The organism is Microvirga sp. GN3 (genome assembly GCF_055792825.1).
The window spans coordinates 1-15,971 of record NZ_JBVVAK010000040.1; the positions used below are offsets into that span (position 1 = coordinate 1).

The following is a 15,971-nucleotide window of genomic DNA, read 5'->3' on the forward strand; positions in this document are numbered from 1 at the left end:
GCTCAACTCGACCATCTTGATCTCCTGTTCTGGAATTGCGCTTCAACAGCCGCAATCCTTCAAAACAGAAGCATCATCCGCATCCCCGGGCACCAAATGCCGCGTCAGCGGCTTCGTTCAATCCTGCACCAAGGTAAGTGATTTCTAAGTCGCGATGAATCCGGTATTCATTCGCTTCCTGCGCCGTTTGCGAAGTTGCGGTTAATCACGATAGCTCCCATTCAGGTGTCGAAAGGCAACCCCATGAATGTCAACGCAAACCTCATCACTGAGCGGCCGACCTTCGTCACCAATCTCGAGTGTTCCTGGTCCGGGGAGATCTACGAGGCGGACAGACCGCACAATCTCTCCCGTGCCGGCAAGCCACTGTTGGTCCGCTACGATCTTGACGGTGTCCGCGCCGCTCTCAGCAAGGACGAACTGTCCCGGCGTCCGAACGATCTGTGGCGCTGGCGCGAGCTCCTGCCGGTACGCCGGATCGCGGACATCGTGAGTCTGGGAGAAACGGCCACTCCGCTCGTTCCGCTCTCCCAGTCCAAGACCAACGGAGGCGGAGAGATTCTCGTGAAGGACGAGGGCCGCCTTCCCACGGGATCGTTCAAAGCTCGTGGGCTCGTGATGGCCGTGTCCATGGCCAAGGCCTTTGGCATCGGTCACCTGGCGATGCCGAGCAACGGCAATGCCGGGGCGGCGCTCGCGGCCTATGCAAGCCGTGCCGGCATGCGAGCCACCGTCTTCTGTCCGGAGGATACGCCTGAGATTAACCTTTCCGAGATCGCGCTTCAGGGCGCTTCCGTTTATCGCGTCAACGGCCTGATCGACGATTGCGGAAAGCTCGTTGCGCAGGGCCGGGAGGCGACAGGATGGTTCGACGTCTCCACTCTCAAGGAGCCTTATCGGATCGAGGGCAAGAAGACGATGGGATTGGAGCTGGCGGAGCAGCTCGGCTGGGAACTCCCCGATGTTATCTTCTATCCGACGGGTGGCGGCACGGGACTGATCGGCATGTGGAAGGCTTTCACCGAGCTGGAAGCCATCGGCTTCATCGGCAGAAAGCGCCCGCGGATGGTCGCCGTTCAAGCGGAAGGTTGCGCTCCGATGGTACGTGCTTTTGAGGCTGGGGCGGAGACCGCCACGCGCTGGGAGAATGCCCACACACTCGCATGGGGAATTCGCGTGCCTCAGGCTGTGGGCGACTTCCTCATCCTTCGCGCCGTTCGCGAAAGCGGCGGTTTTGCAATGGCAGTCTCGGACAGGGCCATCACGGAAGCAGTCACTTCCGTCGCACATAGCGACGGACTTCTGTTAAGCCCTGAAGGAGGAGCGACAGTAGCTGCCTATCAGCAGGCGCTTGCGGATGGCCGGGTTCGCACGGATGAGCGCGTCGTGCTGTTCAATTGCGCGACCGGTCTGAAATATCCCCTGCCGCCGGTGCACGCGTCACTCGACCGCAACAAGCCGATTGATTTTGCTCAACTCCGTTGAGCGCCGCACCGTCGAGAGACTGCAATGAGGTGATCGGCAAGCGACGTCTTGGTCAAGGCTTATCCATCGAGAATAGGCCTTAGTATTTCATGCTGCTCCGTGAAGCATCCATAGAATGGATGACATCAATGCGTGAAGACGACGAGAAGGTCTTTCTGAATTTCGCTTGTCGCCTCGAAGAGGCTCCGTCGCAAACCGTTCAGTACTCAGCTCTGTCTATCCCTCGGATAAGCTCCGGAGGTTTAGACGTTCAAAGGTCGTCATTTCGATCGTTCAGTGATCCTGCTGTGCGTCCGGTGGTATCTCGCCTACAATCTCAGTCTGCGGAATCTCGAGGGGATGATGGCCGAGCGCGGCATCACTGTCGATCACGCGACCATCCATCGCTGGACTGTGTATTACGCGCCACTACTCCTGGAGCGCTTCAGCCAGCGGAAGAGAGCCGTCATGGGGAGGTGGCACGTCGATGAAACCTATATCAAGGTGCGTGGGCGGTGGATGTACTTGTACCGCGCGATTGGCAGCAACGGCGACACCGTTGAGTTCTGGTTCAGCGAGCGGCGCAATCTGAGTGCTGCCAAGCGGTTTCTGCGCAAGGCTATGAAACGGCATGGCTGCCCCGTAAGGCTCCTGATCGATGGTAGCCAGACCAACAAAGAAGCGATCCTATTGTATGATGTAGAGCACCGCGTGCAGGATCGCTCAAGGCGCCGGGTAGAGCCGATCCGAATCCGGCAGAGCCGCGACTTGAATAACCGGCTTGAGCAGGATCATCGGTCTATCAAGCGAAGGGTACGGCCCATGCTTGGACTCCAGTCTGCAGCCACTGCCCGTGTGATTCTCGGCAGCATCGAGATGGTGCACATGATGGGCAAGTAGCAGGCGAAGTATGCCTTCAATCGGCGCTATCACTCTCGGGGCAGTTTGACATGCTCGCCGCGTGAGCGTGCCATGAAGACCTGCTCCTTTCTCATCCGTGCTCCGGATTTGCGACGGAGCCCTGCTGTGGCCCGCTACTATTTTGATATCTTGGATGGCGCACAGGTCGTACACGACGATGAGGGCGCTGAGTTCGACAGCCTGGACGGTGCCGTGCAAGCGGCAGCTCGCTCAGCGGCTGAGATTGGCCAGGGCCGGCTCGCAAGGGGCGAGACCAGCGATGTCGTCGTCGAGGCGCGGAACGAGTGCAGCCAGCGGGTCTGTACCATCAGAGCCTCGATGGAAATCGAGTGGCACGTCTCACAGTCCCAGGGACCGCATCCCTGGAGCGCCTAGTGGCGCAAGTCAGCCCAAGTCAAAACGAACCCGGCGCAGAGCCGGGTTCATGTCGATGGGACGGTCAGGAGCTTCAAAGGGCTGCTGATAACGCCTGATGCCATGTGCCCGTTCCTGCAGGCTGCCCGGTTACACGCTCCTGCTACACGCTCCTGCGGCTGCGGGAGAAATACCAGATCGCGGCGGCGACAATGATCACCAGCAGGATGATCCACCAGTAGTCTGCGATCCCTCCGCCCGTGGCCGCGGGAGGAGCGCCGGGCGCCGGGGACGGGGCAGGGGTCTGCGCCCAGGCCGACGACACGGCCAGGAAGAGAAAGCCCATCGAGGCTGTGAGTTTGCTCATGAGATGTCTCCGTGTGCGGAGGCCCAGCACAGCGACGCCACCCTCCTGCTAAGCTGGCCTTCTCAGGCAACGCCGTGTGGGACCGCATGTTCCTGGGCAAGCCGATCCGCGGCGCTTAAGCTTTGATCATCATGACGACCGGAGCCGCCGGGATGATGAAGAGGCAGACGCTTGCCATCGCAGATGTCTATGTGCCGGTGCGGCGGCGTCACACGCTTGATCCGCATAAGGTTGCAGCCCTTGCCGAGAGCATCATGGAGAAGGGGCAGCAGGCGCCCATTCTCGTGCGACCGGACGGCAAGCGGTTTGTTCTGGTCGAAGGCTTGCATCGGCTGGAAGCCTGCAAGGCGCTCGGCGAGGCGACGATCCTCGCCTACTTCGTTCAGGCTCGTCAGCATTGATCCTCAGGAGACCGGAAAGGCTCGAGGAATATCCCACCGAGATCGCGGACGCGGCGGCAAATGGCGGATGAGCGGCTGAACGTTACGGTGAACTGGCCTTCGTCCTTAGATCCGGGCCAGCAGTTCCGCTTTCTTGGCGGCGAACTCCTCATCCGTCAGCACACCGTTCTTGTGCAGCTCGGCAAGGCGCTCGAGCGTGGCCAAGATGTCCTCTGAGGAAACGTGGGACGGCTTCGGCGGCGCGGCGCCGGCCGTCATCGAAGCCCCGGGCTCAGGCTCGGGTGCTGACCCGTTCCGGGTTGGGTCAGGGGTGGATGAGCGGCGACCCGCTTCCACCACCGGCAGGTCATGAAGCCGAACGAGACCATACTGGCTCACGAACCTCAGAGATTGGTCCGCCTCCTGTTGCTGGGACACTCCAGAGATCAGGTGATCCCGAGTATCGTAGAGGGTGATCTGCCCGCTCCGCTCGACCGCAAGCCGGCGCGCTGCCGGGAAGATCGCGTAGCGCAGGTTGTCCTGAGATCCGGCGGACGATGGTTGGCCCAGCTCCGGTGGCCACCACATCCCCGACGGGGAGGCTGCTCCTGCCACGAACAGGCTTACACCCGGCGCGCTCGGCTGTGGCTGTGCCTGCGCGCCTGTCGCGGCCAGAATGGATGGCTGCTGGCGCAGGAATGCGGCCAGCTCGGTGCAAAGGGCATCCACGCGGGCCTTCAGGCCATGGTCGAACAGGGTGCCCACCATTGTCATGCCACCCTGCGTCCACTGGCCCATCCCGCCGAGCTCAGGATGGTTGAACTGCGCCATGGTGCCGTGACCCACCACCAGCGCGCGAAGCAAGGTTAGAACAGCATCGGCACTGACCCTATGCCGCTGGGCGGCGTCCGTGACGATCTGCTGACCTTCAGGAGTGAGTTCATGCATCACAGGACTTGCGCGAGGTTGGGTGGCGGCAAAGATGAACAAGCGGCTCGCAGTGAACATACCTGCACTTGAAGGGGCTCACCAGCCTGCTTGGGGGTGGCTTGGGCGTCTTTCGGCGGGCGTGGGATCCTCCTGACCAACGGATCCTGGCAGAGCGCGGGTTGCACTATCCCTGATCTCCCCAGTCCCCGCGAACTCGTGAGTTTCCAAACTCAGCGGTCGGCGCATAAATGAGCTGTTCGATCCGGTCGCGAGGACATGATGCACCTCGGCAAGCGGTTCTGGTCCTTAGCTCTTGCCGGCCTTGCCACCGCCGGTCTGGTCCCATCACCGTGCCTTGGCCAAATCGTCCATGCCACACCCGGAGCCCGCGTTGCGGTGTTCGCCCGGGTGCCGGCTGCCCGCGCCATGGCCGTGTGCGGCGATGCGCTTTATGTCGGCACCAAAGGCAATGCGGTCTATGGCGTCCCTCTCGCAGGTGGGCCTGCCGTGCGGGCCGCGTCCGGGCTCGTCGCCCCCAACGGCGTCACCTGCTTGGGGACAGACTCTACGTTGCATCGCGCGACCGGGTCTCGGCTTTCACGCCCGTGCCTGGCGGCAGACTGGCCAACCGAGCCGATCTGCCGATCAGGCTGCCAAACCAAGCCCACCATGGCCTGCGCTACATGCAAGCCGGACCAGATGGCCGGCTGTACATTTCGATCGGCTCGCCGTGCAACATCTGCCAGCCCGCGGGTTTGCAGGGGACGATCATCAGCCTCAGCCCAAACGGCGGGGACCTCCGGCGCATGGCCTGGGGCATCCGCAACTCGGTCGGCTTCGATTGGAACGGCGGCATCCTGTACTTCACCGACAATGGCGCGGACGGGATGGGCGACAACACACCACCCGACGAGCTCAACGAACTGCAGCCCGGTGCCTTCTATGGCTTTCCGTATTTCGGCGGTCGGGTGCGGTTGCGCGGCTTCGAGGCGGCAGTTCCGCCCGCGCCCCAAACCCCGCCCGCGTACGAGTTCCAGGCCCATGTGGCCACGCTCGGGCTTCACTTCTATCGCGGAGCCATGTTTCCGGAGTTGCAGGGCGAAGCGCTGATTGCCGAACATGGGAGCTGGGATCGCAGCACGCCGGTCGGGTACCAGGTCGTGCGGCTGCGTGTGGGCAGCGGCCGCTCCGGCAACGGGCAGCGCTTTCTGAGCAGGGTTGGACGTCCGGTTGACGTCAAGGAACTGCCGGATGGATCGATTGTCGTCTCTGATGACTCGGGCGGTCGGATCTGGCGCATCAGTCGCTGATCCAGCCGCAAGCACGCGGGATACGGCGGAGGCATCGACAGCGTTTGGAGAGGTCCCCGCAGCCACAGACTTCTTATCAATATGCTTGGTCGGCGCGTGAGTTATCTCGTGTCGATGAATTCTATTCTGAAATGCGAGATCTGTTATGTTGCGAGACTGCTATCGCCTCACGCAACGAAGGAGCAGCGATTTCGCAGCCCTCTTTGCACCTGCTCTAACTCCGCCATTGACGCATTACGCCTGCCGCGCATCTTCTTTCTCGACCACGGAGGCTGCGTATGGGCGCTGATGACGTATCCAAGCAGTTGGTCGCTAGTTTGGGCGACATCCTCGCACTCTCGGACCTCGGAATTTGGGCGGTGGCATCAAGATTCCTTACACTATCGACCCACTTGCCATCCGGCGGAAGATCAGACTCTCGCAGGCAGCTTTTGCGCAACGGATCGGGGTGCCCGTCGGGACGATCAGAAACTGGGAGTAAGGCCGACGGGCCCCGCAAGGGCCTGCGTGGGTCCTGCTTGCGCTGCTGGTCGAAATCCGCGGATTCTCGAAGAGACCCTGGGCTAAGCGTGAGGACGTGGTGGACGCAAAGGACTTAAAAGGTCCTGCGTGACCATCCCTCTGCGACAACTTTCCCTCAAACCCTTGCTACATAACGGCTTGTGGCAAGGGTTTTTCTTTTCTATAGATAGTTCCCATAACGCAACAGTTCCTGTGACGAACAGGCGTGTGACGCGAACTAGCCCGATCCTGTGACGGATTAACCCCCACTCTTAGTGCCGCCGCCACCGTCCCGGTCACCGAAGACCGAGGCTGTGACGGGGGGACTGGGAATTATCCCCCACTATTAGCCCTACCCTGAAGGAGACCATCATGGTTGAACTCGATACTTCTTCCTCTCATCCCCTCTATGAGAAGCAGATTGAGTTGGAAGAGAAGATGCTCGTCGTAGGACGTGACAACTTCTGGAAACAGATTGAGGACGCTAAGAAGAGGCAGGAAGAGGCCGGGACCACCTACGGCATGAAGCTCCTTCGTCGGCTGGTTCTCCCGGTCGCCAAGTCCATCGAGGACTTCATCGAGAAAGCCTCTCAGGGAGGCGCAGGGCGGCGTCATACGGCCCTCCGGTATGTCACCCTCCTCGACCCTGAAGTAACCGCCTACCTGACCCTTAAAACGATCCTCGACAGCATCACGCGGAGGGAGACCCTTCAGAACGCGGCGATCCGTGTTGCTCAGGCGGTGCAGGATGAGGTCCGTCTCATCAAGTTCAAGGAGACCAACCCCGAGAAGTTCAAGATCACCATGAAGCGGGTCGATGAAGCGACCACCCGTCGCCACAAGCAGCGGGTCGCTACCATCATGGCGAACCGTGCAGGCGTGAACCTCGATTGGCCGAAGGTCGATAAGATCCACTTCGGGCACAAGCTCATCGAGCTTCTGAGGGACGCGACCGGTCTCGTTGACATCGTCCTCGACACCATCGGCGCGAAGGACACTCAGTATTTCGTCGTCGCCACCGAGGACACCCTCAAGTGGATCGACAACGCGAACGAGAGCATGGAGTTTTTGCAGCCCGCCTATTACCCAACGATCATCCCGCCGAAGCCTTGGACCACGCCCTTCGATGGCGGCTATTGGTCGGGCCTTGAGCGGTCCCCTTGCATCGTCAAGGTGAAGAACCGGAACTTCCTTGAGGAACTCGCCAACCGGGACCTGTCTCAGGTTTACGCGGCGGTGAACGCCATGCAGGACACCCCTTGGCGCGTGAACACCCGCGTCCTGTCCGTCCTGAAGGAGGCATGGGAGAGCGGGGCGCGGATCAAGAACCTCCCGAACAAGGAGAACGAACCGCTCCCGGCGAAGGACCCCGTCAAGATGGAGACCGACCCCGACTACAAGAAGGATTGGAAGAAGCGGGCGGCGAAGGTCCACGGTCGCAACGCCAAGCTGAAGTCGAAGCGGCTGCAACTCCGCAAGATCATCCAGCTTGCCGAGCAGTTCAGCGAGTACGAGGAAATCTTCTTCCCGTATCAGCTTGACTTCCGTGGCCGCGTCTATGCCGTCCCCATGTTCCTCAATCCGCAAGGTCCAGACCACGCTAAGGCCCTCCTTACGTTCGCCAACGGCAAGCGCATCGGTGACGGTGTGTCGGCTGGCTGGCTGGCGATCCACGGTGCGAACACCTACGGCTACGATAAGGTCTCCCTTGAGGAGCGCATCGCATGGGTCGAAGAACGGAACGACATCATCGCGTCCGTTGCCGACGATCCGTGGGGCGAAGGCTTTGACCTGTGGTCGAAGGCCGACAAGCCGTGGCAGTTCCTTGCCTTCTGCTACGAGTGGGCCGGGTTCCTGCGGGAAGGGTTCGACTTCGTGTCGTCGCTCCCCATCGCCCTCGACGGTAGCTGCAATGGGTTACAACATTACAGCGCAGCCCTCCGTGATCCGGTCGGCGGTGCTGCGGTGAACCTCCTCCCGGCTGACAAGCCGAACGACATCTACGGTGCAGTCGCAAAGGTTGCATTGGAGATTGTCGAGGCTTTCGCTTGCGCCAATGGTTCCGTATTGGGGACTATTCCTGAGAAGGACCTGAAGGCATGGCGGAAGACGTGGGAGAAGCACGGCCTCGATGAGCGGGCGCTATCGGTGCAGTGGCTGCACTTTGGGATCGACCGCAAGGTCACCAAGCGTTCGGTCATGACGCTCCCCTATGGGTCCACTCAATACTCCTGCCGGGAGTTCCTTGAGGAAGCCGTGAGGGAGAAGCTCGATGAGGGTAAGGCCAACTCGTTCGCCAACGGGGACCACGACGGTATCTTCAAGGCGACCATGTGGTTGCAGCCTATCGTGTGGTACTCCATCGGTCAGGTCGTGAAGGCCGCTCGGGTCGGCATGGATTGGCTGAAGGAGTGCGCGAGGCTGGCCGCTGCGGAAGGCTTGCCGGTGACGTGGGAGACCCCTGATGGGTTCCTCGTCCAGCAGACCTACGTGGACACCAAGCAGCGCCGGATTGACACCCACCTCGACGGGCGGGTCATCAAGCTGGCGATCCGTGAGGACTTGGACAGCATCGACAAGCGCCGTCAGCAGCAGGGCATCGCACCGAATTGGGTTCACTCGATGGACGCGACGGCTATGCGTATGTTCATCAACCTCGCCAACGCCAACGGGATCACGCACTTCGCCTTGATCCATGACAGCTACGGCACGGTTGCGGCTGACGTTGAGATGATGTCGGCCTGCCTGAAGAAGGCGTTCGTCAAGCTCTACACCGAGCGCGACCCGCTGGCCGAGTTCCGTGTGGACATTATGTCCATGCTCTCGGATGAGGCAGAGAAGGAGCTTCCCGAACTGCCAGAGAAAGGCACGTTGGACATTACCCTCGTGGAGCAGTCCGACTTTTTCTTTGCCTAATTAGTTCCTCATCAGGGAATGTTTGCGATAGGGGATCGGTAGCGTCACTGCACCGGTCCCCTTTTCAATTTCCCCCCACTCTTACTGCGAGACGCAGCAACTCAGGAGAACATCAATGCAGGTCCCCTTCATCGTCACTCTTCTCGGTTCCGGTACGACGCACACGGTCGAGGCAGTCACCGACACCTCGGCGGATCGCTTCTACTGGATACGCAACAGCGCAGGCGAACTCACCGCCTATCCGGCATGGGCCTTTGAATAATCCCCCACTCTTACTCAGGAGGTTTTCATGAGAATGACCATTCGTATCGGCGCGGCTTACGACGAGGTCGTCATCGACGGCCACACGTTCGACCGCTCCAAACTCGACAGGCATCAGCGCAACGCAATGTCCTCGCTGATTGTCGAGACCCTCTTCCCGAAGCAGCACAACAACCGCAAGCCACGCAGGAGAAACCGCAATGCGTCGTGATGTCGTTTACGAGCAGCTTATCAACGCCGACCGCACTCAGACGGCACTCGCCACCTTCCACTTGCTGAACACGTTGCAGGACTTCGACCACAACCGGGGTCTTCAGATCAACGCAGCGTTCCTTCTCGCTGTCCTCATGGCCGACCATCTCGGCGTCGATCCGCAGGACGCAATGACCACCGCGAAGAACCTCATGAACACTCATGACGACAAGCTCGCCACCGAGTTTGAGGCAATCCGCTGGTATCTCCGCGAGGAGGTCAAGTGACCACGTCACTCCTCATCATCGTCGCGTTCGTCCTCGGTCAGCCGATCATCACCGCTGACTTCGCGGACAGCGAGACTTGCATGGACCGCGCTCATGCCGTGGTCAGGACCCTCAACACCATCGAAGGCATCACCAATGCAGAAGGAATTTGCATCGCAACTGAACAGCGCAGAGCCTAATCAGGACAACGCTTATCAGTCGCCCCTCGCTACCGCCATCTCCCTTTGGAGAGCCGGTCAGAGGATTGGCCTCGACCTCTTCGTGCAGCTTCAGTCCGAGGGCTATGACGTTCCTCGCTTGGAGCGTTTCTATTCGGCCCAACACTCCCCTTACAGGAACTAATCATGGACCAAATGGCTCTCCCTCAAGAAGTCACTCTCGTCACCGCAGGCCCTGACGGACACATCATCCTCGGCTTGCAGGATCGCACAGGTGACAACGCCGCTGTCGTTCTCAACCGGCAGCAGATCGACGCTCTCATTACGCTGATGAACGACGCCTTCGTTCACTCGCTGATGGGACAGGACTTTCAGAAGGCAATGGTGCGCGTCGTGGCTGAGAAGCCCGAAGGCGTGGCTGTCAACTAACGGTGCAGTCACTGCACTCAACGCTCTCTCATTCAAGGATCACGACAATGCACAACACCGACGACATCCTCACCGACCTCGACATCTTCCTCAATGGTACTCAGGTCGAGAGCCTGAAACAGATCGGACCCGATGAGGCCGGTCCTTACCTTCAGGCGGCGGGCCTCGCTGTCCGCATGGGTCAGGAAGTCGAACTCCGCTTCAGTTCCCCCGAGGTGTACGCGCTGGCGTCTCTCGTCCTCGGCGGCTCCGACCTTCTGACGGTCACCCTGCGGGACGCTTAATCGCGTCCCCACTCTCCCCTATCGCAAACTTTCTCTACACTGGAACAAAGCAATGGCTGATAACAACAAGCGTCCGAAGCTCCCGCAGTTCACCTCCCCGAAGCTGGTCTTCAAGTTCCCGAAGCTGGTCGAACCGGACTTCGGCTCGAATGAATACCCGAAACCGGATGGTGAGTTCTCCACCAAGGGCATCGGCAAGCTGTCCGACCCCGCCGTGCAGGCGTTCATCGAGAAGCTCAAGCCCCTCCATGACGAGGCCGTCGAAAAGGCTCAGGAGGAGTTCAAGAAGCTGAAGGTCGAGACCCGCAAGAAGCTTGGTGAGGTGAAGGTCAACGACCTCTTCACGACCCTGTACGATCAGGAGACCGAAGAGGAGACCGGCGAGGTTGAGTTCAAGTTCGCCATGAAGCACCGCATCGAGATCAAGAAGGGTCCGAACGCGGGCAAGGTCATCATCAAGTACCCGGCTCTCTTCGACGCGAAGGGCAAGCCGATTGTCGTCCGTGACAAGCAGAACAAGACCCTCTCGTCCGCTCCGCAGATTTGGGGCGGCACCATCGGCAAGGTGTCCTTTGAGGCATCCCCGTACTTCATCCCCGGCACAGGCGCTGCGGGCCTGAAGCTCAACCTCCTCGCTGTCCAGATCATCGACCTTGTGTCGGGCGGTCAGCGCAGCGCATCTGGCTACGGCTTCGGTGAGGAGGACGGCTACGAAGCTGGTGACATTGACGAGACCTCGGAGGACACCGAGGCGGAAGGTAATGGCAGCGAAGAAGCCGACGAAGACGACGACTTCTAAGCGCCGGATTTGGCCGGGGCCTAAAGAGGGCACCGATCCCGGCTTAGAGCATGGGTTCCGAAGCGGTCTTGAAGACAAGATCGCTACGGAGCTTGAGGCGAAAGGGGTTCCCGTTCTCTACGAGGACCCCGCCTCCGTCATTCAGTACATCAAGCCTGAACAGAAGTCGAAGTACACTCCCGACTTCGTCCTCCCTAACGGGATCATTGTCGAGACCAAGGGACGGTTCATCACGGCGGATCGTAAGAAGCACCTTCTCATCAAGGCACAGCACCCCGAGAAGGACATTCGGTTCGTCTTCTCCAATTCACGTCAGCGCATCTCGAAGCAGTCGAAGACCACTTACGCCATGTGGTGTGAGAAGTACGGCTTCAAGTTCGCAGACAAGAGCATCCCCGAAGAGTGGCTGAAAGAGCCACGGAAGGGGGCTAAGAAATGAGACGTATCACTCACATTGTCATCCACTGCACGGCCACCCCCGAGGGCCGTGAGGTCAGCGTAAAGGAGATTGATCGCTGGCACCGCGCTCGGGGCTTCGCAAAGATCGGATACCACTATGTCATCCACCTCGACGGATCAGTCTCAAGAGGACGGCCCGAAAGTGAGGCTGGCGCTCACGTATCGGGTCACAACGCTACGACCATCGGTATTAGTTACGTTGGCGGGGTCGATGCAGACAACGTCAACCTTGCTGAAGATACCCGCACTCCCGCTCAGAAGGAGGCGATGGCGAAACTTGTGGCGGAACTTCTTGGACGCTATCCCGGCGCTGAAGTTCTAGGCCACCGCGACTTCCCCGGCGTGGCGAAAGCCTGCCCCTGCTTCGATGCTCGCAAGTGGTGGAAGGAAGTCAGCAAGAACGCTCCCGCTCCGGTCATCGAACGGGAGACCTACACGGTGCAGGCAGGGGATACCCTGTACTCCATCGCAAGGGACAACGGACTGTCGCTCGGGAAACTCGTTGAGTTCAATCCCGGCGTTGATCCGAAGAAGCTTCAGGTCGGTCAGAAACTGAACCTGAACTAAGTGCAGTCACTGCACCAATAACCCCCACTCTTACTCAGGACCCTCGGGCTTCGGCTCGGGGGTCTTCGTGTTTTCCAGCTTCTAAGCATCCAACATACGGAAAGGAAAGACGATGAACGGTCTAACGACTGCAATCAACCTGTCGCCGCTGGCTCGGACCATCTTCGCTCATATCGAGCGGGCCGGTTCCATCTCGGCGCGTGAAGCAATGGCCGATTACGGCATCACCTCCGCGACCCTCGCTCGCCGCATCTGCGACATCGAGCAGGCCGGTATCAAGATCGAGCGGGAGCGCAAGAAGCACCCGATCACGAACCGCCTCTACACCCGCTACTCGTTCGCTCAGAAGGAAGCCGCGTAATGCTGTCCCCTCTCACTCAACACTTCATCGACCTCCGCACGTTCCGCTGGAACACCCTCGTCGGGAAGATGCAGTTCGTCCGCGAGGAGGAGAACCACATGGTCTTCCTGCACCCGACGAAGGGCTACCGGAAGATCGCCAAGAAGAGGCTCGGCATCGCATGAGCAGCGCCCTCAAGAGGCTGTGGGTCAAGACGACCGCAGCCACCATCGGGTTCATCCTGTTCGCAGGCATGTTCCCGAAGCTCACCGTCCTCCTGATGGCTCTTGGCGTGTTCGCCGCAGTGACCTTCGGGATCGCGCTCATCATCGCTGAATGGAACGATTGGAACATCTGATGCTGTCCTCCCGCGAATACTACCCCGAGTACACCATCGTCCCGGCGTTCGCCGCCTTCGGCCTCATCCTCGCAATCATCATCGGAGTTTTCTAATGGCCGCTCTCGTTGTTGCCATCATCTACCTCATCGCGTTCGCAATCGAAGTCGGCGTTGCCGCAGCCATCATCGGCGGTATCGCGTGGCTCATTGGTGCCACCCTGTCGGTGAGCGCAGCCATCGGCTTCGGCCTTGCTGTCGTCATCGGGCGTAACCTTCTGGCTTCCGCCGTCCGTCGATGAACGAAGACAGCGAGTTCCTTGAACACATACCGTGTGAGAACTGCGGTTCTTCCGACGCGAACTCGCTGTACTCAGACGGTCATCAATACTGCTTCTCTTGCGGGACGTTTGTTCCCGCAGGAGACGAAGCCCCAACCAACAGGAGAACGAAACGCATGGCTGACTTCGTGTCAGGTGCAGTGACTGCACTTGGCAAACGGAAGATCACCGAGGAGACCTGTCGCAAGTGGGGATACAAGGTCGGTGAGTTCAACGGACAGACCGTCCAGATTGCCGACTACTGGAACCCCGAGGGCACCGAGATTGTCGCTCAGAAGGTCCGGTTCCCGAACAAGGACTTCACCATCACCGGCAAGATGAAACAGGCTGGCCTCTATGGTCAGCACTTGTGGCGTGACAAGGGCCGGATGATCGTGATTACCGAGGGCGAGATTGACGCCCTCACCGTGTCGCAGCTTCAGGACAACAAGTGGCCTGTGGTCTCGATCCCGAACGGGGCGCAAGGGGCGAAGAAGTCCCTTCAGAAACACCTTGAGTGGCTCCTCGGGTTCGATGACATCATCCTCTTCTTCGACAATGACGAGGAAGGCCGTAAGGCTGTCGAGGAGTGCGCGGCCCTGTTCCCACCGGGACGGTGCAAGATCGCCCGCATGGCTGAGTTCAAGGATGCTTCCGAGGCTCACATGGCGGGACAGCCGAAGCTTGTCATCGACGCGATTTGGGGTGCCAAGGTCTATCGACCGGACGGCGTCATCAATGGTTCCGAGATGTGGGAAGCCCTCACAACGGATGACGAAGTCCTCGATACGGCTGAGTACCCTTGGGATGGACTGAATAAGCTGACCCACGGCTTGCGCTGCGGGGAGCTTGTCACGATCACGGCAGGCTCTGGTGTCGGTAAGTCCGCAGTCGTCCGCGAGACGGCTCACTTCCTGCTTCAGAACGGTGAGACAGTCGGGATGCTGATGCTTGAGGAAAGCACCAAGCGCACCGCTAAGGGCCTCATGGGTATCGCCATGAACAAGCCCATCCACCTCGACCTGACCCCTTGGAACGATCTTCCCGAGGAGGAACGGCAGGCCCGCAAGCTGGCATACGAGGCGACCGTAGGTTCCGGCAGGCTCTACCTCTACGACCACTTCGGTTCAACCGAGGTGGAGAACTTGCTCAATCGCGTCCGCTACCTCGCCAAAGGTTGCGGCTGCAAATACATCATCCTCGACCACCTCTCGATTGTGGTCTCGGGCTTGGACGACGGCGACGAACGTAAAGCAATCGACGTTGCCATGACCAAGCTCCGCACCTTGGTTCAAGAGACCGGCATCTGCCTCATCATGGTTTCCCACCTCAAGCGCCCGAGTGGCGACCGGGGCCATGAGCAGGGAGCCGAGACCTCCCTCTCTCAACTGCGTGGTTCGCACTCCATCGCCCAACTGTCCGACATGGTCTTGGGTCTTGAGCGCAATCAGCAGGACGAGAAGACCAAGAACATCACGACCGTCCGCGTCCTGAAGAACCGGTTCTCCGGTGAGACAGGCATCGCCACGCATCTCCTCTACGACAAGGACACAGGCCGCATCAGTGAGTGCCGACCTGAGTTCGCAATGGGCAACGATGACGAGGACGATGAGGACAACCCCTTTTGACCTAATGGTTCCGTAGGAGGGACTGATTATGGACCGTGCAGACTTTGAAAGGATCGTATCGGCAATCACCTATAAGCCGGGATGGTCTTTCCTCATCGGACAGGATGGGGACCGCTGTTATGTGCAAGCTTCGGTCAGCACAGAGAGCGACCTGACAATGGACCCCACACGCCGCACGACGGAACGTACAGCGTGGAAGTCCGGTAAGCGTTACCTCTCCCCATTCATGTGTAGGCAGGAAGTTGTCGGCACGGTCTTCGGTCTTATCAAGGACGCCGAGATGCACGAAGTTCATGAGTGGTTCCGCTACCGGAACGCCTCGATCTACAACCCTCATCTTGATCCCGATGTTCTCGTTGAGGTTGCCCGTAAGAAGTCATCCTTCAACTGCCGCACCAACGCGATGAGCATGGAGGAAAACGCATGAAGTACACCGCGATCATCGAGGCCCTTCAGGCTGCGGGCGAAGTGTCCGCAATCGAGGTCATCAAACAACTCCGCAAAGACCTGAAGCGCAAGGCTGGCGAACGCCGCAAGAACACCTCACGCAAGATGAGCGCCAAGCTCAAGGATGAGATTTGGGAACTCCATACGACAACCGAGATGACGAACAGTCAGATCGCCGCTGTCCTCGGGGTCAACCAAGGTCGCATCAGCGAGGTCGTTCAAGAGCGCCGTCGAGACCCGCGCTTCTTCGACTGAACGGTTCCGCTACAGGAACCATCACGCTTTCTAAGGGAGAGCAATGCGTCTCGTATTTGACATCGA

Annotated in this window: 23 protein-coding genes and 1 pseudogene; 22 read left to right on the top strand and 2 right to left on the bottom strand. The window is 59.7% G+C overall.

Annotation, left to right across the window (positions count from 1 at the left end; genetic code table 11):
- Nucleotides 1–243 precede the first annotated feature (243 nt).
- From ACS5Q1_RS19615 to ACS5Q1_RS19625, 3 genes and pseudogenes are all read left to right on the top strand, one after another.
- Complete coding sequence (locus ACS5Q1_RS19615) at nt 244–1,485, top strand: threonine synthase (protein WP_473099753.1); 1,242 nt, start codon at nt 244–246, stop codon at nt 1,483–1,485.
- A gap of 276 nt (nt 1,486–1,761) precedes the next feature.
- Nucleotides 1,762–2,429: pseudogene (locus ACS5Q1_RS19620) on the top strand (IS6 family transposase).
- Between the two features lie 61 nt (nt 2,430–2,490).
- Nucleotides 2,491–2,760 (top strand): DUF6894 family protein, encoded by a 270-nt coding sequence (locus tag ACS5Q1_RS19625; protein WP_473099754.1) that lies wholly within the window; start codon nt 2,491–2,493, stop codon nt 2,758–2,760.
- Nucleotides 2,761–2,902: 142 nt separating this feature from the next.
- Here the strand turns inward: ACS5Q1_RS19625 and ACS5Q1_RS19630 are convergent, their stop codons facing one another.
- Complete coding sequence (locus ACS5Q1_RS19630) at nt 2,903–3,106, bottom strand: hypothetical protein (RefSeq protein ID WP_473099755.1); 204 nt, start codon at nt 3,104–3,106, stop codon at nt 2,903–2,905.
- 152 nt (nt 3,107–3,258) lie between these two features.
- Between ACS5Q1_RS19630 and ACS5Q1_RS19635 the strand changes: the two genes are divergently transcribed.
- Entirely contained in the window at nt 3,259–3,507 is a 249-nt protein-coding gene (locus tag ACS5Q1_RS19635; RefSeq protein WP_473099756.1) for a ParB N-terminal domain-containing protein, read from the top strand.
- Between the two features lie 105 nt (nt 3,508–3,612).
- On the opposite strand, the gene ACS5Q1_RS19640 is transcribed toward ACS5Q1_RS19635, so the two are convergent.
- On the bottom strand, nt 3,613–4,434 hold the full coding sequence (locus ACS5Q1_RS19640) for an SHOCT domain-containing protein (RefSeq protein WP_473099757.1): 822 nt from the start codon (nt 4,432–4,434) through the stop codon (nt 3,613–3,615).
- A gap of 665 nt (nt 4,435–5,099) precedes the next feature.
- Between ACS5Q1_RS19640 and ACS5Q1_RS19645 the strand changes: the two genes are divergently transcribed.
- The 18 genes from ACS5Q1_RS19645 to ACS5Q1_RS19730 all read left to right on the top strand — a co-directional run bounded on the left by ACS5Q1_RS19645 (nt 5,100) and on the right by ACS5Q1_RS19730 (nt 15,905).
- Complete coding sequence (locus ACS5Q1_RS19645) at nt 5,100–5,726, top strand: PQQ-dependent sugar dehydrogenase (protein ID WP_473099821.1); 627 nt, start codon at nt 5,100–5,102, stop codon at nt 5,724–5,726.
- A gap of 873 nt (nt 5,727–6,599) precedes the next feature.
- Entirely contained in the window at nt 6,600–9,143 is a 2,544-nt protein-coding gene (locus tag ACS5Q1_RS19650; RefSeq protein ID WP_473099758.1) for a DNA-directed RNA polymerase, read from the top strand.
- Between the two features lie 115 nt (nt 9,144–9,258).
- Entirely contained in the window at nt 9,259–9,405 is a 147-nt protein-coding gene (locus tag ACS5Q1_RS19655) for a hypothetical protein (protein ID WP_473099759.1), read from the top strand.
- Nucleotides 9,406–9,432: 27 nt separating this feature from the next.
- A complete protein-coding gene (locus tag ACS5Q1_RS19660) occupies nt 9,433–9,615 on the top strand; it encodes a hypothetical protein (protein WP_473099760.1) in 183 nt (60 codons plus the stop codon).
- A complete protein-coding gene (locus tag ACS5Q1_RS19665) occupies nt 9,605–9,883 on the top strand; it encodes a hypothetical protein (protein ID WP_473099761.1) in 279 nt (92 codons plus the stop codon). The genes ACS5Q1_RS19660 and ACS5Q1_RS19665 overlap by 11 nt, the downstream gene beginning before the upstream one ends.
- Complete coding sequence (locus ACS5Q1_RS19670) at nt 9,880–10,062, top strand: hypothetical protein (protein WP_473099762.1); 183 nt, start codon at nt 9,880–9,882, stop codon at nt 10,060–10,062. The genes ACS5Q1_RS19665 and ACS5Q1_RS19670 overlap by 4 nt, the downstream gene beginning before the upstream one ends.
- A 165-nt stretch (nt 10,063–10,227) precedes the next feature.
- Nucleotides 10,228–10,470: a hypothetical protein gene (locus tag ACS5Q1_RS19675; RefSeq protein WP_473099763.1), complete on the top strand. Its 243-nt coding sequence runs from the start codon at nt 10,228–10,230 to the stop codon at nt 10,468–10,470.
- Between the two features lie 47 nt (nt 10,471–10,517).
- Nucleotides 10,518–10,754 (top strand): hypothetical protein, encoded by a 237-nt coding sequence (locus tag ACS5Q1_RS19680; RefSeq protein ID WP_473099764.1) that lies wholly within the window; start codon nt 10,518–10,520, stop codon nt 10,752–10,754.
- 52 nt (nt 10,755–10,806) lie between these two features.
- A complete protein-coding gene (locus tag ACS5Q1_RS19685) occupies nt 10,807–11,553 on the top strand; it encodes a hypothetical protein (protein ID WP_473099765.1) in 747 nt (248 codons plus the stop codon).
- Complete coding sequence (locus ACS5Q1_RS19690; protein ID WP_473099766.1) at nt 11,516–11,992, top strand: hypothetical protein; 477 nt, start codon at nt 11,516–11,518, stop codon at nt 11,990–11,992. Before ACS5Q1_RS19685 ends, ACS5Q1_RS19690 begins: the two co-directional genes overlap by 38 nt.
- Complete coding sequence (locus ACS5Q1_RS19695) at nt 11,989–12,579, top strand: N-acetylmuramoyl-L-alanine amidase (protein WP_473099767.1); 591 nt, start codon at nt 11,989–11,991, stop codon at nt 12,577–12,579. The genes ACS5Q1_RS19690 and ACS5Q1_RS19695 overlap by 4 nt, the downstream gene beginning before the upstream one ends.
- A gap of 112 nt (nt 12,580–12,691) precedes the next feature.
- Nucleotides 12,692–12,940, top strand: coding sequence for a helix-turn-helix domain-containing protein (locus ACS5Q1_RS19700; protein WP_473099768.1), 249 nt, complete (start codon nt 12,692–12,694; stop codon nt 12,938–12,940).
- Nucleotides 12,940–13,104, top strand: a complete 165-nt coding sequence (locus ACS5Q1_RS19705) for a hypothetical protein (RefSeq protein ID WP_473099769.1) — start codon at nt 12,940–12,942, stop codon at nt 13,102–13,104. The genes ACS5Q1_RS19700 and ACS5Q1_RS19705 overlap by 1 nt, the downstream gene beginning before the upstream one ends.
- Nucleotides 13,101–13,277, top strand: coding sequence for a hypothetical protein (locus tag ACS5Q1_RS19710; RefSeq protein ID WP_473099770.1), 177 nt, complete (start codon nt 13,101–13,103; stop codon nt 13,275–13,277). Before ACS5Q1_RS19705 ends, ACS5Q1_RS19710 begins: the two co-directional genes overlap by 4 nt.
- 94 nt (nt 13,278–13,371) lie before the next feature.
- On the top strand, nt 13,372–13,557 hold the full coding sequence (locus ACS5Q1_RS19715; RefSeq protein ID WP_473099771.1) for a hypothetical protein: 186 nt from the start codon (nt 13,372–13,374) through the stop codon (nt 13,555–13,557).
- Nucleotides 13,554–15,203: a DnaB-like helicase C-terminal domain-containing protein gene (locus ACS5Q1_RS19720; protein WP_473099772.1), complete on the top strand. Its 1,650-nt coding sequence runs from the start codon at nt 13,554–13,556 to the stop codon at nt 15,201–15,203. The genes ACS5Q1_RS19715 and ACS5Q1_RS19720 overlap by 4 nt, the downstream gene beginning before the upstream one ends.
- A gap of 28 nt (nt 15,204–15,231) precedes the next feature.
- On the top strand, nt 15,232–15,630 hold the full coding sequence (locus tag ACS5Q1_RS19725; protein ID WP_473099773.1) for a hypothetical protein: 399 nt from the start codon (nt 15,232–15,234) through the stop codon (nt 15,628–15,630).
- Nucleotides 15,627–15,905 carry a hypothetical protein gene (locus ACS5Q1_RS19730; RefSeq protein ID WP_473099774.1) on the top strand — a complete coding sequence of 93 codons (279 nt, stop codon included), beginning with the start codon at nt 15,627–15,629 and terminating at the stop codon, nt 15,903–15,905. Before ACS5Q1_RS19725 ends, ACS5Q1_RS19730 begins: the two co-directional genes overlap by 4 nt.
- Nucleotides 15,906–15,971 lie beyond the last annotated feature (66 nt).

What these genes read in the sequence shown, in the direction of transcription:
- ACS5Q1_RS19695 (WP_473099767.1), top strand. Translation starts at nt 11,989, where the DNA reads ATGAGACGTATCACTCACATTGTCATCCACTGCACGGCCACCCCCGAG.
- ACS5Q1_RS19655 (WP_473099759.1), top strand. Translation starts at nt 9,259, where the DNA reads ATGCAGGTCCCCTTCATCGTCACTCTTCTCGGTTCCGGTACGACGCAC.
- ACS5Q1_RS19685 (WP_473099765.1), top strand. Translation starts at nt 10,807, where the DNA reads ATGGCTGATAACAACAAGCGTCCGAAGCTCCCGCAGTTCACCTCCCCG.
- ACS5Q1_RS19730 (WP_473099774.1), top strand. Translation starts at nt 15,627, where the DNA reads ATGAAGTACACCGCGATCATCGAGGCCCTTCAGGCTGCGGGCGAAGTG.
- ACS5Q1_RS19725 (WP_473099773.1), top strand. Translation starts at nt 15,232, where the DNA reads ATGGACCGTGCAGACTTTGAAAGGATCGTATCGGCAATCACCTATAAG.
- ACS5Q1_RS19710 (WP_473099770.1), top strand. Translation starts at nt 13,101, where the DNA reads ATGAGCAGCGCCCTCAAGAGGCTGTGGGTCAAGACGACCGCAGCCACC.
- ACS5Q1_RS19690 (WP_473099766.1), top strand. Translation starts at nt 11,516, where the DNA reads ATGGCAGCGAAGAAGCCGACGAAGACGACGACTTCTAAGCGCCGGATT.
- ACS5Q1_RS19635 (WP_473099756.1), top strand. Translation starts at nt 3,259, where the DNA reads ATGATGAAGAGGCAGACGCTTGCCATCGCAGATGTCTATGTGCCGGTG.
- ACS5Q1_RS19660 (WP_473099760.1), top strand. Translation starts at nt 9,433, where the DNA reads ATGAGAATGACCATTCGTATCGGCGCGGCTTACGACGAGGTCGTCATC.
- ACS5Q1_RS19665 (WP_473099761.1), top strand. Translation starts at nt 9,605, where the DNA reads ATGCGTCGTGATGTCGTTTACGAGCAGCTTATCAACGCCGACCGCACT.
- ACS5Q1_RS19715 (WP_473099771.1), top strand. Translation starts at nt 13,372, where the DNA reads ATGGCCGCTCTCGTTGTTGCCATCATCTACCTCATCGCGTTCGCAATC.
- ACS5Q1_RS19630 (WP_473099755.1), bottom strand. Translation starts at nt 3,106, where the DNA reads ATGAGCAAACTCACAGCCTCGATGGGCTTTCTCTTCCTGGCCGTGTCG.
- ACS5Q1_RS19675 (WP_473099763.1), top strand. Translation starts at nt 10,228, where the DNA reads ATGGACCAAATGGCTCTCCCTCAAGAAGTCACTCTCGTCACCGCAGGC.
- ACS5Q1_RS19700 (WP_473099768.1), top strand. Translation starts at nt 12,692, where the DNA reads ATGAACGGTCTAACGACTGCAATCAACCTGTCGCCGCTGGCTCGGACC.
- ACS5Q1_RS19705 (WP_473099769.1), top strand. Translation starts at nt 12,940, where the DNA reads ATGCTGTCCCCTCTCACTCAACACTTCATCGACCTCCGCACGTTCCGC.
- ACS5Q1_RS19650 (WP_473099758.1), top strand. Translation starts at nt 6,600, where the DNA reads ATGGTTGAACTCGATACTTCTTCCTCTCATCCCCTCTATGAGAAGCAG.
- ACS5Q1_RS19645 (WP_473099821.1), top strand. Translation starts at nt 5,100, where the DNA reads ATGCAAGCCGGACCAGATGGCCGGCTGTACATTTCGATCGGCTCGCCG.
- ACS5Q1_RS19680 (WP_473099764.1), top strand. Translation starts at nt 10,518, where the DNA reads ATGCACAACACCGACGACATCCTCACCGACCTCGACATCTTCCTCAAT.
- ACS5Q1_RS19640 (WP_473099757.1), bottom strand. Translation starts at nt 4,434, where the DNA reads ATGCATGAACTCACTCCTGAAGGTCAGCAGATCGTCACGGACGCCGCC.
- ACS5Q1_RS19720 (WP_473099772.1), top strand. Translation starts at nt 13,554, where the DNA reads ATGAACGAAGACAGCGAGTTCCTTGAACACATACCGTGTGAGAACTGC.
- ACS5Q1_RS19615 (WP_473099753.1), top strand. Translation starts at nt 244, where the DNA reads ATGAATGTCAACGCAAACCTCATCACTGAGCGGCCGACCTTCGTCACC.